The sequence below is a fragment of the Phycisphaerales bacterium AB-hyl4 genome, assembly GCA_041821185.1.
GTDB lineage: Bacteria > Planctomycetota > Phycisphaerae > Phycisphaerales > Phycisphaeraceae > Natronomicrosphaera > Natronomicrosphaera hydrolytica.
Map to the genome: position 1 here is coordinate 1 of JBGUBD010000020.1, position 15338 is coordinate 15338.

A 15338-nucleotide genomic window follows, 5' to 3' on the forward strand; every position below is an offset into this window, starting at 1 on the left:
GTGTCGGACGTCATGCCCACATTGCTGCGATAGTACACGCGCTGGCCCGGCTCAAACGCGGTCACCTTCTCGCCCACCACTTCGATCACGCCGACGGCCTGGTAGCCGGTGCACAGCGGGTAGGGGCCCCACGTGATCTTGTTTTGCAGCAGCGCCAGTTCAGTGCCCGGGCTCACGCCGCTGTAGACCGTGCGGATTACGATGTCCTCGGCCGTGGGGGCAGGCAGACGCACGCGCGTCAGTGACAGGTTCTGTTGAGCATCGCAGACGATGGCGGTGGCGTCCATGGGCGATCCTGTGCGGTTCAGTTGAGCGAGCCAATCCGTTCGAGCGAGTATCCGCATCGCTCGCGTTCGCCACAAGAGGCCGGAATTGATAAAAATAGCACAAATCTGACATATGTCGGCATGGCAATGTCACATGATGAGGTTACGCAGATGACAATACATTGGCTGGAACGCATTGCGCCGCGTCCACGCATTGTGGGCGAACAGCCGGCCCAGCCTGGCTGGATCGAGCCGACGCGCGTGATCTACGATCATGAGGTGGTGCTGTTTGGCGACAGTACGTTTCAGTTGGAAATAGAGGGGGAATCGTTCGTATGCCTGCCCGAGTCGTTCGTGATCGTTCCGCCAGGCCAATGGCACACGTCCTGGCTGGACGGTCCCCGGCCCGGCCGTCGCGCCTGGATGCACTTTGACTGGACCGCCGGCAAAGCGCAGGCCGACGCCCCGGTTCTGACCTATGCGCCGGCTGCCCCGGATCTGACCTTCATGCGCCGTGCGCCGCGGTGGATGCCCGCACGTCTGCTGCACGGTCGCATCGAACGGCCGGGGCACGTGTGGGACCTGCACCATCGACTCAGCCACCGCTGGAACGCGGGCACACCACGCGACCGCGCCACGGCACGCGCCCTCTGCCTCGAACTGCTACTCGAACTACTGCACGAATCGCCCCCCGCCCACGCTGCCCGGCCCATCCCTGATCACCTCGCCCCCCGTATTCGAACGCTACTGGATCACATTGCCCAGCAGCCCGTGAGCGGGATGCCTTCGATCCAGCACCAACTCCGCTCGCTTGGTTACAGCTATGAACACCTGTGCCGCCACTTTCGCAGCACCTATGGTATTTCGCCATTGAGTTACACCCAGGCAGTGCGAATCGAACGGGCCAGGCAGTTGCTTCGCGACACCTTGTTGAACGTGACGGAAATCAGCAGGCAGGTCGGCTTCGATCGCCCGGGCTACTTCACGCGTCTGTTTCAGCAGCGAACAGGTCACACACCAACAGGATACCGCCGAAACTTGCCCCGGCCGGTTGAAAAACTCCGACACAACCAAGTGGAGACTCGATAGGGATCTCTGAATCCCGCCTTTACATGGATGAAGAAGGACTCGCTTACCGCATCGATCCAGAGCACGGCCAGGCCGCCCTACTCGATCCGCGCCTGCCCCGCACCGACGGGCAGACTCGCCTGATCACAAGCGTACACTTCGGCCTGGTGATGCTCGTACCCGTGCAGCCGGACAATTTCCTTGGTGAAGCCTACGCGCTGACGGCAGCGCAACCCGCCGCCCTGCCACCCTCGACCATCACCACCACGCAACTGCCGCAGCCCGATGCGGCCGCTCGGGCCTCCATCGTCCCGGGCATGACCAACCTCGACCTGCTCAGCCGGCTCGGCCGACCGTACGAGGCCGACAGCCGATTCTGGTACTACGGCGGCCCCGAGCGCCGCGACGACAAGCCGGCGTATGACTTCAAGGTCGGTTTTGATGGGGCCCGGAACGTAAGCTGGATCGGCCCGCTTCGCGATCGTTCCATGGACCGCTGAAACGCGGGCTGGTCGTACTCGCCACCGTTTGGGGCTTGCACAGGTAAGTAAACAGCAAAGCGTGCCACGCCTTGTGCGATTGGACGTCCAGGCCGGCTCGCGCCATTTCACCCCATCGACGAATCCGAGCCCATCGATTCATCGACTTTGATCGGTCGATGTCGCCACAGCAGCAGCCACACCGTCAACTTGTACAACAGCACGGTCCCGATCAGCGGGCCGAGGCTGGACGCCGCCTGCCAGAGCAGGCTGCTCGCGCCCGGCTGCGTGCGGAGCATCCGATGCAAGAGCATCCCCGCCGAACTCAACGCGAGGAATGCGGCAATGGCATGGATGGTGGAATACAGCCTCGCGCCGGTGCGCCGTTGTACCAACGGGTAGCCCTCGTCGCGCCGATGCGCCTCCGTGAGCCAGTCGGCCAACGGATAGTAGATCACGCCGGCCCAGAGCACGATCGCCCAGCCGGCCATGTGCTCCAGCGCCCGCGCAGCCTCCGGATCCTGGCCGGGGCCGACGTTCAGCCATGCTTCCAGATGCATCGTCTTCGGCAGTACGAAAACGACGCCCGCCACGATCGGTAGACAGCAGGTCAGCCGAAGATACGCCGACTTCCGTCCACCCCGCCAGACATGCCACGGCGGAATGAAAAACAGCCCCACCAACCCGAGGCACACCAGCAGCAACGGCAGCATCACCAGCTCGGACCAGTCGTGCCGCAGTGACGCCGACACGACGGCCAGTTCAACGAGCAGCACGCCCATGCACCACACGCCCAGCGCCACATTGATCGCCACCAGCAAGTGGAGCGTGATGCTGACAGGCGGTGGACGTTTCACACCATCGGTTCCTTTGGGCGGATCATCGTGGCCTCACCCATCCAGCGACGAGCCGATCACTCCGACGTCGGCAGGCTGTCTGTATCCTCGCGCAGCTGTTGCTCGCTGACCGGGCGATAGTCCTCGCCGAGCAGCTTCCGCAGCATGCGGATCGCCTGCTCGCGACTCTGGCCGGTGTTCTGCTCGTGCCGCTGCCAGAACTCGTCCCACCAGTCCGGCGGCTCGACCATCGGCCCCTCGTGTTCGGTGGGTCGGCCAGTCGGCCCTTCCACCACGAGGCTGCCGACATAGTCCGCATCGTCGTAGACCCGCTCGATCTGCGCGGCGATGCCCGCGATGTCCTGCTCGCTGACCTGTCCGTTGCTGGTGGCCTTGTAGAACTGCACCGTCACGCGCACAGGGAAACGCGGGTCGCGTTCAATGGGCAGGTCATCGAATTCGGTGAACGGGCCTTCCACCGGGCCGTGGCCGATGACGGCCTCTTCGACGTCGGGGGCCATGGCCTCCTCGCGCAGCATGCTGGAAGCCACCGAAAACACCACGCCAGTCCGCCGCGGCGGCGTCTTCTGCTTCAGCGGCACCTGGATGAGCATGACCATGTTCAGGCCTGCATCCCCGTCGGCTCGGTCAGCCGCCCGGCCGTCAGTCTGGCCGCTTGCCTGCTGCCCGGCGTGAAAGTCGCTGATCCGCTGGCCGGTCAGGCTCGCCCGCTCACCGGCCTTGTTGAAAAACAGGCGCTGGCCCCACGTGTCGCCCGCCTCGAAGCCGTCGCGCACGTTGTCGATCACCGTCATGCTCGTACCCTCGCGCGTGATCAGTATCGCCAGCACCGCCGGGTTGCCCTGCGTCGACTGGTAGTTGAACAGCACCGGATTGAACACCGCCTCGCCGGCTCGCGGGATTGGCAGGAAGCAGGCCTGGGCGCTGACCAGCACGTGCGTGTCGCGCTCAGCGAGCAGGCTGGTATGCTCGCCCTTCCACGAAGTAGGCTGGCTCATGTACGCCCGCGGGTTCGCCAGCAGTTGGCGCAGCGTGATCCGTTCCAGTTCCCCGTCATCGCGGTGGTTGCCGACCGTGACGAAGAAGCGGTCCAGTTCCACGTCGCCGGTCTTGTCGGTGAAGTTGGGATGACGGATCACCGGCATCAACGAGAGCTGGTACTGCTGCGTCTGCGGATCCTGCTGCTGCACCTGGATGGTCATGTCGGAGATATTCGGTCCCACCGCCGAGTCCTTGAACCGGCCGGTGTCTTCCCATGTGAGGCTGAGCACGTCCAGGCCATGCGCTTCGGCAAGCTGGCGGATATGTGGGTCGTCCGCCATGCCGGCCGTTCGGTCGATCACGCTGCGATAGGCCTGGTACTGCTTGATGGTGGATTCGGACATGGCGATGGTTTCCCCGGATGTAACTTGCTGGCCGACCAGACCTCCTGCGAGCATAAGCAGCAGAACCAACAACAGGCAAGCAGAATTCGACGAAACGAAACGCGTCGGACACATGGCGGGCTCCTTTTCCCAGCAGCTTGGCGAGCAATCCTACTGCTTAGTTCAGACGCCGATGTGAGCCCCAGGTTCCAGCAAATTCCCACGCAGCCATCATTGACGACGTGACCCGCTTTCGCGGCGGCTCGATCTACTTCGGCTGGGTTGCATCCTCGGATTCCGGTCGATCGGGTTCGTCCGCCGCCGGTCGAGTAATCCGGATGCGGTTGCCCGGCCGAATGTGGATCGTGCCGTCCATGAGCTTGAGGTTGGGCGCTTCGAGGCTGAAGGTGGCCCTCTGTTGTGGCAGTGAGATCACGGCCTGGAGGGTGATGGGCCCTTCGATCAATCCAGGTCGAACCTCGGCCGGCGCTTCGAGCTCCCATTGCACCGTCAGCGCCAAGGTCTGCTCGTCCCGGGCTTTCAACGTCGCCTCATGCACGACGACGACGCGGGGTTCGCCATCTGCCGTGGTCGTCGTCACCCGCATGGCGGGACGCTGTTCCAGCGAACGAAGTCGCAGCGTGCCGGCGGTGCTGTCCCATTGAACCTCTCCCGGTTCCATCCGCAGTGCTTCATCGGGCACGAGTTGATGGCCCGCAATCATGCCAGCCACCAGCGCCACCACCTCCCGGCCTGGGGCGTCCTTCAGACCCGAAGCCAACCATGACAGGTCATGCGCAGGTGCCGGGAGCCTGGCTGGCTCAGGCGCACGCTGGTCAGCGCCAGCAGCCGGCTCGTCGATCGTCGGCGGCGACGAACAACCGAACGTGGCCAGCGTCATCAGCAATCCCACGAACGTCCGCAGTCCACGATGAGTCATGCATCATCTCCCCGGCAAGTCCTGCTGTTGTTAAACGATGCCGAGCGCGGCGAGAATCATCGGCCGTTGCGGGTGCTGCTCGATCCACCGCTGCACATCGCACAGGCGGGCGTACTCCACTTCGCCAAGCTGCTCACGCAGGCGACGCTGCTCGGCCTGCGCCTGCCGGTCGCGTCGAACCGCCGCCTGCCACGCCTCGGTGAAGACGAAGTGCACGTCGTCGTGCAGATTGTGCTGCTTGAGCGTGTCCCATTCGTCGCGATCGAACCAGATGCCGCCGCAGTGCCCGCAGCGGTCCAGGTGAAAGGCGAAGCCCTTGCCCACCTGCCGACGAATCAGAAACGTGCCACACTCGGGGCAGCGCTTGCCCGGCCCGCTGTCGGCGGCAGGCGGCTGCGTCGTTTTCGCATCGGGTTCGATGGGCGGCAGGCTCTCGCCCTGCTTCTGCCGCCACTGCCAGTACTGGAACGCCCGCACCCAGTGGCCGCCGCAGGCGGTGCAGGCGCTGGTGATGAGATTCGCATCCAGTTCATCACGCGTGAGCTGTGATTCCTGACAGGCGGGACATCGCATGATGAAAACCTTCCCTCGTGTTCAGGGTGAAACGTCGAACCAGTCGAAAATCGAGCTCAGGTCCACATCCGGCCAGTCGAGCCAGGACAGGTCCACGTCGAACCAGAATGAGCCTGTTTCGCCTGCCAGGTCCCGGGCCAGTTCGACTTTCATCGCTGCGTAGTCGCAGGTCTCGCCGCGGGCCTGGTGCCAGGTCAGAAAATCCGCGGCCGAGCAGAAGAAGCAGTATGCCCAGCAGTGCACATCCACGATGTAGCCGGCATCCAGCGCCGCCCGGCGGACCTGCGCGGGCTTGTAGTGCTTCTGCTTGCCATGCCGGCGGACGAGCTTTTCGCCCACGTCGCTGATCAGCGCCTTCTTGTCGGCTGGCTGCATCGGGCAGGTCATAAAGTGGACGCGTCACCTGTCGCGGGATTCGCCTGGGCCGCCTGATCGCTTGTGGGCGTCGCAGCGCTGCCATCGCGGGTGATGTTCGCCGCCGAGCCGAGCCCTTGCAGATCCGTGCCCGTCAGGCCGATCTCTTTCAGCAATGAGTCGAGCAGTGGTGCCTGCCCGCGGTAGCGCAGCGCCGAGTTCACCACCTGGTCCGCGAGGCTGCCGTCGCCCGCGCTTGCGTGGCCGTTGCTCGAACCGTTGGCCGTACCGCCACCACCACCGCCGCCCCCGCCAAGCCCCTCGACCTGGTAAATCTTGATGCCGTCGATCCGCTCCATCGGCTTGACCGATTCGCGAATGATCGCTTCGAGATTGCGCACCACCGTCATCTTGATCTGCATCTCGATGATCTCCGGGGCGAGCACATTTTCCGCCTCGTTGAGCATGCGCTTGCCGTCGGCGTCCACCTTGTATCGCTCGGCGGCGGCCTCGGCCTCCAGGCGAACCTTGTCCGCTTCCGCCTGCGCCTGCGTGCGAACCGCCTCCGCGCGGTCCTCGGCCGCGGTGCGGTCGGCATGGGCTTGCACCTTCACACCAATCGCGTCACGCTCCGCTTCCTCCGCCGCCTTCACCAGCTCGATCGCCTTGCGACGCTCGGCAATCTCCGTCTCACGCGAGGTCACCACCTGCTCCTCCGCCTTGGCCGCAATCGCACGAGCCTTGTCCGCCTCGGCCTCGGCTTGCGACTGGGCCTTGCTCTTTTCCGCGATCGCAATGGCACGATCCTGGTCGGCCAACTCAACCGCACGCGCTTTGCCGATTTCACGCTCGCGAAGCTGACGGTCCTTGTCGATCCGCTCCTCTTCCACCGCACGTTCGGACAAAATGCCCGCCTGATCCACCCGCTGCTTCGCCGCGATGCGAGCCTCTTCCGCCTCACGCTGCTTCTCGGCTTCCTCTCGTTCCGTCGCCGCCTTCTCCTCCGCACGACGCACGGCAATCTCGCGGGCCTGCATCATCTTGGCATATTCTTCTTCACGATCGAGTTCGAGCTTTTTCTGCTCCGTCTCGAGGTCTTTCATATGAATCTGCACCTGCGTCGACCGCTCGATATCGTTGCGCTGCTTGCGGCGCGCTTCGATTTCCTCCGTCAGGCGGGTCAAGCCCTGCGCGTCGAACGCGTTGTTGGGATTGAAAAAGGTCTGGTCGGTCTGGTCCAGCGCCGTCAGTGACACCGACTCTAACTCCAGGCCGTTTTTAAGCAGATCTTCGCTTACCGCGTGTTGCACTTTCTGCACGAAGTCGACGCGGTTCTCGTGCAGTTCTTCCATGCTCATGCCCGCCGCCACGGCGCGCAGCGCGTCGACGAACTTGCCCTCAACCAGTTCCTTGAGCGCCTGCGGGTTGGTCGTCCGTCGGCCGAGCGTCTGGGCGGCGTCGGCGATGGCGTCGGCGTTAGGCTTGACACGCACGTAGAACTCGGCCCGCACGTCGACGCGCATGCGGTCGCGGGTGATCAGCGCCGCCTCAGCGCCGCGCTGCACCTCCAGTCGCTGCGTGTTCATGTTGACGGGGATCACTTCGTGGAGGACGGGAAACACGAGCGCGCCGCCGTTCATGATCACCTTTTGCCCGCGAAAGCCGGTGCGGACGAAGCTGATTTCCTTCGACGCCCGGTGGTACAGTCGGGAGATGACCAGCCCGATGAAAATGAGCACGAACAATGCCGCGACCGAGCCGAGCACGATGAGAAAGGCCGTGTTTTCGAACATCAGTCAATTCCTTCCAGATCAAGAGAAGCAAACACGTGTGAAAGGGGAAGGCCCCCCAGAAAAAACGGGTGTGGGCGTGATGGCCCCCGATTGTCGATGCGCCGCGTCGCGAACATTTCGGATCATGTTGGAATCATGTCGTCGTCTCCTGGTCGACCAGTGCATTGCTGGGATTCTCGATGGCGAGGAAGCGCGGGCCGTCACGCTTCACCAGCAGCACGTGGATGCCTTGGTCGAAGACGGCGTCGTCGCTGTCGGGTTCGACCATGACGTAATGCGTCTGGCCATGCTGATCGCGCAGCTTTGCCTGGGCGGGCGAGCCGCGTCGCGCGGTGCCGAGCGTGATCTGCGCCACTCGGCCGACGAAGCTGTCCACCCCCACCGCCGAGGTTTCATCCTTGGGAATGATTTTCGCCAGCAGCATGCCGGTGTAATGCACGACAAACATCGCCGCGATGAACGCCGGCACGACCGCCAACACCGCCGGCAGCAGCATGCCGGTCAATCCCTCGGCAAACATTTGCACGAACAGCCCCGCCATCCCGAACGCAAACAGAAACAGCGCCAGCAGGATCAGCACTGGCACTCGGCCGATGTGCATCCAACCCATCAGCTTCGCCACCGGCCCGTGCGACGCGACGTCGCCGAGGTCCAGATCGCCGTCCGCCGTGGTCAGGTCGAACGTGTTGATGTCCAGGTCCGCGTCGATGTCCACGTCCGGCAGCACCGCATCGAGAAAACTCGACGCCCCCATGCCCAGCACCGTCGTCACACCCTCCAACAACCCCAGCAGCACCATCACCCCCAGAGCAATGGTGAACGGCAGGTTCTCGGTAGCGAGCAGGAACTCGAACATGATCACGTCCCGATCGGTTTCACGTTGCAGGTTTCACGATTCAGCTGACAAGCATGAGCACAACCTGAAGCCCGCAACCTGAACGTGGAACCATTATGACTTCTTCGCCCGTGCCTTCGCCGCCGCGAGGCGTTCTTCGATGCGGTGCTTTCGGGAGAGGTCTTCCAACTCGGCCAGCTGGCCCGACTGCTTCAAACTGGTGTCCAGTCCTCCCAAGCCGGTCTGCCGTTCGAGCACACGATCAAACGCTGAGCCGGCTTTGGAAACGCGCGACTCGACGTCACTGCCGGGGCGTGATTGGCCGTCGCTGCCCGTCGCCACGCCGGTTGTTTTCGCCGCCTCGGCCCGGCTCTTACGGAACTCGCGAAGCTCTTCCTTCATCTCACGCTTCTTCGCCTGCAGCGCTGCGATATAGCCTTCCAGCTCTTTCTCTTCGCCGGCGCAGTCATTGATGGTGGTTTCGAGCACAGGCACTTGCGCTTCGAGGTCGAGCTGCTGCGCAATCGCCGCCTCGGCCAGTTCCTCACGCCCCTGCTCGACAGCGAGGTCGATCTGCTCAGCCAGCTTTTCATGCCGACCGTTCGCATCGCTGAGCCGACGCGTCGCAAGATGCTTGTTCGCCACGGTCTTGCCCAACTCGGCCCGCACCTCGTCGATCGCGCCGTCGACTTCGCGGATGGCCTCTTCCATGACCATCTCCGGCGCGGCGTTCTCCATCGAGTCGATGAGCTGATTGAACCCGCCACTGATGATGCGTCCAACTCGAGCGGTGATGCCTTCCTTCATGACGAATCTCCTTGTTCGACTGGTTCGACGTTTGGTTCGATGTCGTCCGAATTCAACCACGAAGGCACGAAGCACACGAAGAAATCACCGAGGTGAGAGCAGCCGACCCGGTTGAAAAGTCAAAGCACGACGCCCGAGACGCCCCCCTGCTTCCTGCATGCTTTCTGCGTGATTCTGGTGCATCCATGGCTATTTTTCATCACTATCGCGCATGGTCTCGATCACCCGGGCGAGTTCCATGATCGGCTCAAGCCGACGGGCGATGGTCTTTGGGTCGTAACAGCGGCACTGACGCGTGACGCCCAGGCGCAGCACCGCTTCGAGCAGGCCGAACACACGGTCGGCAAACTCGCGTTCCAGATCCAGCAGCGATTGGCTGTCGTCATCGTCCGCCCCCGTCGCATCATGATGGATGGGACCGGTCATCGCCGTGGCCAGCGCTTCAGGCAGCCAGTCTTCCACGGCGGCGACCAGATCAGAGTGTACCTGAAGCCGGTGCTCCACGTCACGCAGGCGCTGCCGGGCCGGCCGCAGCAGTTGTTCAGATAAAGCCAAGGCCCGGCGGAAGTCCCCCGACCCTTCCTGGCGAAGCCGGGCCTCGGCAATGATGGCGCGAAGCTTATCACTGGGCGTGACGGCCCCCGGCACGTCGAGGCCCGCAATAAAAGCGGCATCATCTTCCGGCACCCGCACGCTCATCGTCACGGACTTCATGGAATGGCCTTTCGCAAACCTTGCCACCCGGCGACGCACGCTTGATCTCAAGTCTCCCTTCAAATGTAATCAGACGTATGCATTTGTCAACAACTTCTAATCGAAATCGGATAATTTCGTCAACCCTGCGCATAACTGCATGAAAACCCAATATTTTTTGCTGAAATGTTCCTGCGTTTCCGTTTTCGTATGCATACACACGCCGCAGGAACGTATCCCGCCGAGCGTCTTTCAGCCAGGCGGCGTGCCATCGAATGTCAGGACAACAGAATCCCGCGGGGGATGAGGCGATACAATGCATGTCATGTCCACTCGTACTGGCAGCGGGGACGTGAAGCAGGCTGTGCAAGACCTGTTGCATGATGCACTGGCTCGCCGTGCATCCGATGTTCATCTTGAGCCGACCGGGGAGGGTTACGAGATCCGTAGCCGCGTCGACGGCATGCTCAAGCCAATTGATCGGCTCGACGCCGCGACGGGACGTGGCTACGTCAATCGGCTGATGGTGGCTGCGGGACTTCTGACCTACCACCTCGACGTGCCCCAGGAAGGCCAGTTCCGAATCGAACTGGACACCTCGGCCGAGCGCGTGAAGGCACTCGACCTGCGGCTGGCCATCATGCCCACCACGCACGGGCTGCGGGCGGTGGTTCGTTTGCCCGCGGAGCTGCTCCAGCCGCGCTCGCTGGAGACGCTTGACCTGCCCGCCGCGACGTACGACATATTGCAACACTTTGCGGCGGCCGACGGTGGCATGCTGCTGATGTGCGGCCCCGCCGGTTCGGGTAAGACAACAACCATTTATGCGCTGCTGGAACACATCGTTCAGCGGTCGAGCGGCTTGAGCGTGATCAGTCTTGAAGATCCGGTGGAACGCGACCTGCCGGGGGTCACGCAGATCGAAGTGACGCCGTTCGGCAACCTGACTTACGAAACGGCCTTGCGCAGCATTCTTCGGCAGGACCCGCAGGTGTTGGCGCTGGGGGAGATACGCGACCGCGCCACCGCTTCGATTGCCGTGCAGGCGGCGCTGTCGGGCCATCGCCTGGTGTCGACGCTGCACGCGGGCTCGCCGGAGGGGGCGGTGGTACGGCTGTTGGAGATGGGGCTCGAGCCTTACCAGGTGGCGTCGAGCCTGTTTGCGGTCGTCTCAACTCGGTTGCTCAGGCGCGGGTCTGCGGAGGCGGGCTATGCCGGCCGCGTGCCGATCGCCGAGGTGACAAGCGTGACGCCCGCCGTGCGGCAGGCCCTCCTCGCACAGGGTGAAGCCGGGGCCATTCGCTCGGCGATCGAGTCCGCGGACGGTTTCGTGTCGCTTCGAGCGGTCGCCGCGTCGCTGGTGCACGCGGGCGTGACCGACGAGGCGGAAGTACAGCGAGCGCTGGGCGGGTAGCCAACCTGCGCCTTGCAACGAACGTGCAGGCGGTGGATGATGTGTGGGACGACCCCTACCTTCCGGCCCAATCAAATTGGGGAGCGTTGATGACACAAGCCCACGATCCGCACGACGCGTCCGACGTGACGTTGCAGCGCCGCACATTTCGTTACGAAGCGCAGAGTCCTGACGGTCACGCCCTGGCCGGTACGATTGAAGCCGACACAGCCGACGAGGCGCGCCACTCATTGTCGGACATGGGCGTTCGGCTGGTCGAGTTCGAGATGCAGGACGAAACAGCCGCCCGCTCGCGCCCGCTGCACGGCGGACACTTCGCCGCGTTCAATCAACAGCTCGCCCAACTCACCGCCGCGGGCCTGCCGGTGGAACGCGGCCTGCGGCTGATTGCGCGCGACATGAACAACCCACGCCTCGCGCAGACGGTCAACGACGTGGCGACGGAACTGGAACAGGGGGCGTCGCTGCCCGAGGCGTTCGACCGGCATCGCCAGAAGTTTCCGCGGCTTTACGGACGCCTGGTCGACGCGGGTGTACGCGCCATCCAACTGCCGGCCGTGCTGTTCAACCTCGGCCAGCACCTGGAACTGATTCAACGCCTGCACGCCACGCTCTGGCGCGCAGCCGCCTACCCGATTGTCGTGCTCGCGGGCATCGTGGCCGTGATGGTGTTTCTGGGCGTTGTTATCGTGCCGGGGTTTCGTGATGTCTTTCGTGATTTCGATATGCAACTGCCTGTGCAGACCGAGTTCGTCTTCGCCGTGTCCGAGTGGATGCCAGCGATCGCGGTGCTCGTGGTCGTGCTGCTGGTCGGCGGCGTGATGGGATGGAAGTTGCTCACCTGGAATGGACGGGCACAGGCGGTCAGCGATCAATTTTTCATGCCATGGCCCCTGCTTGGCCCGGTGCTGCGAGCGAACCTGGTAGCGCGTTGGTGCGATGCGGTACGGCTGGGCGTGCAGGCCGGCATGGACCTGCCCGCCGCGCTGGAGTTAGCAGGTGAAGCGGTGAACTCGCCGCTGGTGCGACGGGATGTACGGGCCCTGCGCGAGACGCTCGAAGCGGGCCAGCCGCTCGACGAACACCCCCGCCTGGCGGTGATCCCGGCGACGGTTCCCGCGGCGATCCACCTGGCCTCACAGCGGCACGACCTGGCGGAGATGATGGAGAACCTTGCCCGGATGTACCAGCAGCAGGCCGAGCTGCGCCTGACCACCTTGCAGATCACGCTCACCCCCCTGCTGCTGGTGGTGCTGGCATTGATCATCGGCACGGTGGTCAGCGCGATGTTTCTGCCGTTGATTCAGTTGATGCAATCGGTCATGTGACGCTGATAAGGAACTCGCACAGCATGACGACGATTTTCCGATTGACGAGCCTCGCTGTGGCGGCCCTGTTCTGGATGGTGGCCGGCGTGGTGGTCATGTTCGCGATCATGATGGTCATGACTGTACTGGGCGTCACCATCGGCCCAATATTTCTAATCGGCGGACCGGCCGGGGGGCTGCTGCTGCTGGTCATGCTGGGCGTTATCGCCAGGCGTGTCCGTGAGCGCCGGGCGATGCTGGTGTTAAGCCACCTCGAACAGACGATCCGCCTCAACCTGCCCCTACCCGCGATGCTGCACGCGGCAGCGGTCAGCGAAAATGGCAAGGCGCGTTTACGCTTCAGCCGCTTGCGCGAGGCGATTGAAACCGGCAGTAGCCTTGGCGATGCGGTAGCGGCCCAGGTTCCGGAACTGCCCTCGCGTGCGGTTTCTCTGATCGCGGTCGGCGAGCGGTTGGGACAGTTGCCCGCCACCCTTGGACGACTGGTGCGCGAGTCCCGACACGATCATCGCGACCAGGAACCGGAGCAGGCGCTCGTGTGGGCCTACGCCCTCGTGTTGCTTTTGACGCTGGTGTTTGTTTTTGCCGGCATCTCCATCTTCATCATGCCGTCGTATGTGGAAATTTTCGCGGATTTCGACGCGTCACTGCCTTGGCTGACGCAAGTCACGATTGCATTCGCGTGGACGCGCGTGCCGGTATTCCTGCTGGTCGCGACAATTGTTCTGGCGCTGGCGGCCGCAGGCCATGCGACGTGGCAGATGCTGCACACGGCGGACCGTCGACCGAAGCCGTGGGCCGCGCTGACGGACCACCTGCTGTGGTGCGTACCGGGCGTCCGAAGCATGGTGCGAGATCGGGCGCTGGCGGATGTGTTTGGGTGTGTCGCGGACGCGTTGCGGGCGGGTCAGCCGATGGAATCGGCACTTCAGCAAGCGAGCGAACTGCCCATGAACGCAGTCGTGCGTCGTCGGCTGCGACGGTGGGCCGATGCGGTGCAGGCAGGCCGCAACATGGGCGAGGCGGCGCGGGCGGCGCGTTTGCCGGCCATGGCGTGTGGGTTGATCGGTCCGGCGCAACGCGTCGGTGAGATGGCCCGCACGTTCACCTTCCTCGGCCGATACTATCAGCTTCGCTTCAGCCGACTTGTGGAGATCGGCCGGGCGACCGTGCTGCCGGCGGTGGTGCTGATTGCGGCCTTGTTCGTCGGATGCCTGGTGCTGGCGATGTTCCTGCCGCTGGTGCAACTGCTGGAGACCCTTACCGAAGATGCCTTAAGCGGGGGACGATTGTAATGCGGCTTGCGATTCAACATCAGCGAGGATTCATGTTGCTGGACGCCGTGCTCGGCCTGACGTTGATCATCATGGTGATCACGGTGCTCACCGTTGCCGCGGGCCACCAGCAACGCGGCGCGATGTACTTCGGTCTGGAACGGGAGTTGGTGTACGAAGCCGAGCACGTGCTCACTGATTTGCAGCAGGGTCGGCCGGCCTCGCCCCTGCACGAGGACAGCATCGTGGTGGTCAACGCGTTGCCGATCACGGATGAGTCACTCCCGTGGGTCGAGGTGCGCGTTGAGCGGGCGGGGCAGGCGGCGACATTGTACGGCTGGGTTCCGCCGTCGGTCCGGACGGAAGGAGTTGCGCCGTGATGCCTCCAGTTTTCTCCCAGTCGAACGGACGGTGCCAGGGCATGACGTTGATCGGGACGTTGGCGGTCATGACCCTGCTGGGTGCGTTCATGGTCCTGGCCGGCCATCTGTTCAGCCAGGCGATGACGATCACGCGCGACGGATCACGCACGGAACAGGACGTGATGCAGATCGACGCGTTCGTCCGGCACCTGCGTCAGGACGTATGGGAGGCAGGGCGCTTCGAGGTAAGTTCGCCAAACCATCTGATGATCGAGCGCGATCGGCAGCCGTATATCACCTGGCGGATCACGCGGCACGAAGACGACAATGGACAGGCCGCGACGCAGATCACCCGCCAGACCAACGACAACCCGGACAGCAGGACCGCCATGCGTTTCGCCTTCCGCCCGACGGTGCGGATTGAAGGTCAAGGTGCAAGCGTGCAACTGCACATCGGCGAACAATCGGCCACGCTGGTCAGCCAGCGTCGTCTGCTGGAGGTGCAGCCATGATCCGCCGCGCCCCTCTGAAGACTGCCGGCTTCGCCACGCTGGTCACGGTCGCCATGCTGATCTTCGTGTCGATGGCGGTGATGACCCTGTCGCGGCTGACCGTGCTCGAGGCGCAGCGTACGCAGCAGGCCAACGTGGAAGCACAGCGTCGGCAGCTGCTGCTGGCGGGTAGCGCGGCTGCGTTAGCAAAACTGGATGACGAACCCGCTTTCGTCGGTAGCCTCACGGTAAGGCTGCCTTCGTCGCTTCTATACGCAGACGCGAATGTCACCGTCGAGATTGCGGAAGCCGACGAGCGACGTACCGCCGTCGTCCAAGCAGTCTACGCCGACGGGCTTGTACAGCAGATCGTCGTGCTCACCCCGGTCGACGAGCGCTGGACGCCGACCTCCGTTGCCATAGATCGCTTGCGGTAGGGA

Annotated in this window: 18 protein-coding genes; 8 read left to right on the forward strand and 10 right to left on the reverse strand. The window is 63.7% G+C overall.

Annotated elements, in window-relative coordinates:
* Nucleotides 1–287 (reverse strand): alcohol dehydrogenase catalytic domain-containing protein (locus ACERK3_19005; GenBank protein ID MFA9480365.1); only part of this gene is annotated, 287 nt, incomplete at its 3' end.
* A gap of 150 nt (nucleotides 288–437) precedes the next feature.
* Between ACERK3_19005 and ACERK3_19010 the strand changes: the two genes are divergently transcribed.
* Both ACERK3_19010 and ACERK3_19015 read left to right on the forward strand, forming a co-directional pair.
* A complete protein-coding gene (locus ACERK3_19010; GenBank protein MFA9480366.1) occupies nucleotides 438–1355 on the forward strand; it encodes a helix-turn-helix transcriptional regulator in 918 nt (305 codons plus the stop codon).
* Nucleotides 1356–1378: 23 nt separating this feature from the next.
* The gene (locus tag ACERK3_19015; GenBank protein MFA9480367.1) at nucleotides 1379–1834 is read left to right on the forward strand and encodes a hypothetical protein; all 456 of its coding nucleotides are present in this window, start codon (nucleotides 1379–1381) and stop codon (nucleotides 1832–1834) included.
* Between the two features lie 107 nt (nucleotides 1835–1941).
* On the opposite strand, the gene ACERK3_19020 is transcribed toward ACERK3_19015, so the two are convergent.
* From ACERK3_19020 to ACERK3_19060, 9 genes are all read right to left on the reverse strand, one after another.
* On the reverse strand, nucleotides 1942–2670 hold the full coding sequence (locus tag ACERK3_19020; protein MFA9480368.1) for a hypothetical protein: 729 nt from the start codon (nucleotides 2668–2670) through the stop codon (nucleotides 1942–1944).
* A gap of 56 nt (nucleotides 2671–2726) precedes the next feature.
* Complete coding sequence (locus ACERK3_19025) at nucleotides 2727–4055, reverse strand: hypothetical protein (GenBank protein ID MFA9480369.1); 1329 nt, start codon at nucleotides 4053–4055, stop codon at nucleotides 2727–2729.
* Nucleotides 4056–4302: 247 nt separating this feature from the next.
* On the reverse strand, nucleotides 4303–4974 hold the full coding sequence (locus tag ACERK3_19030) for a hypothetical protein (protein MFA9480370.1): 672 nt from the start codon (nucleotides 4972–4974) through the stop codon (nucleotides 4303–4305).
* A gap of 30 nt (nucleotides 4975–5004) precedes the next feature.
* Nucleotides 5005–5547, reverse strand: coding sequence for a zf-TFIIB domain-containing protein (locus ACERK3_19035; GenBank protein ID MFA9480371.1), 543 nt, complete (start codon nucleotides 5545–5547; stop codon nucleotides 5005–5007).
* A gap of 21 nt (nucleotides 5548–5568) precedes the next feature.
* On the reverse strand, nucleotides 5569–5922 hold the full coding sequence (locus ACERK3_19040) for a hypothetical protein (GenBank protein MFA9480372.1): 354 nt from the start codon (nucleotides 5920–5922) through the stop codon (nucleotides 5569–5571).
* Nucleotides 5923–5930: 8 nt separating this feature from the next.
* Nucleotides 5931–7694, reverse strand: a complete 1764-nt coding sequence (locus ACERK3_19045; GenBank protein ID MFA9480373.1) for a flotillin family protein — start codon at nucleotides 7692–7694, stop codon at nucleotides 5931–5933.
* Nucleotides 7695–7827: 133 nt separating this feature from the next.
* On the reverse strand, nucleotides 7828–8550 hold the full coding sequence (locus ACERK3_19050; GenBank protein ID MFA9480374.1) for a YqiJ family protein: 723 nt from the start codon (nucleotides 8548–8550) through the stop codon (nucleotides 7828–7830).
* 93 nt (nucleotides 8551–8643) lie between these two features.
* Nucleotides 8644–9336 (reverse strand): PspA/IM30 family protein, encoded by a 693-nt coding sequence (locus tag ACERK3_19055; GenBank protein MFA9480375.1) that lies wholly within the window; start codon nucleotides 9334–9336, stop codon nucleotides 8644–8646.
* 189 nt (nucleotides 9337–9525) lie between these two features.
* Nucleotides 9526–10050: a hypothetical protein gene (locus ACERK3_19060; GenBank protein ID MFA9480376.1), complete on the reverse strand. Its 525-nt coding sequence runs from the start codon at nucleotides 10048–10050 to the stop codon at nucleotides 9526–9528.
* A gap of 304 nt (nucleotides 10051–10354) precedes the next feature.
* Between ACERK3_19060 and ACERK3_19065 the strand changes: the two genes are divergently transcribed.
* The 6 genes from ACERK3_19065 to ACERK3_19090 all read left to right on the forward strand — a co-directional run bounded on the left by ACERK3_19065 (nucleotide 10355) and on the right by ACERK3_19090 (nucleotide 15335).
* Nucleotides 10355–11443 carry a GspE/PulE family protein gene (locus ACERK3_19065; GenBank protein ID MFA9480377.1) on the forward strand — a complete coding sequence of 363 codons (1089 nt, stop codon included), beginning with the start codon at nucleotides 10355–10357 and terminating at the stop codon, nucleotides 11441–11443.
* Nucleotides 11444–11532: 89 nt separating this feature from the next.
* Complete coding sequence (locus ACERK3_19070) at nucleotides 11533–12771, forward strand: type II secretion system F family protein (protein ID MFA9480378.1); 1239 nt, start codon at nucleotides 11533–11535, stop codon at nucleotides 12769–12771.
* Between the two features lie 23 nt (nucleotides 12772–12794).
* Nucleotides 12795–14066 carry a type II secretion system F family protein gene (locus tag ACERK3_19075; GenBank protein ID MFA9480379.1) on the forward strand — a complete coding sequence of 424 codons (1272 nt, stop codon included), beginning with the start codon at nucleotides 12795–12797 and terminating at the stop codon, nucleotides 14064–14066.
* 32 nt (nucleotides 14067–14098) lie between these two features.
* Nucleotides 14099–14425 carry a hypothetical protein gene (locus ACERK3_19080; protein MFA9480380.1) on the forward strand — a complete coding sequence of 109 codons (327 nt, stop codon included), beginning with the start codon at nucleotides 14099–14101 and terminating at the stop codon, nucleotides 14423–14425.
* Nucleotides 14426–14466: 41 nt separating this feature from the next.
* Nucleotides 14467–14919: a hypothetical protein gene (locus ACERK3_19085; GenBank protein ID MFA9480381.1), complete on the forward strand. Its 453-nt coding sequence runs from the start codon at nucleotides 14467–14469 to the stop codon at nucleotides 14917–14919.
* Nucleotides 14916–15335: a hypothetical protein gene (locus ACERK3_19090; GenBank protein MFA9480382.1), complete on the forward strand. Its 420-nt coding sequence runs from the start codon at nucleotides 14916–14918 to the stop codon at nucleotides 15333–15335. Before ACERK3_19085 ends, ACERK3_19090 begins: the two co-directional genes overlap by 4 nt.
* Nucleotides 15336–15338 lie beyond the last annotated feature (3 nt).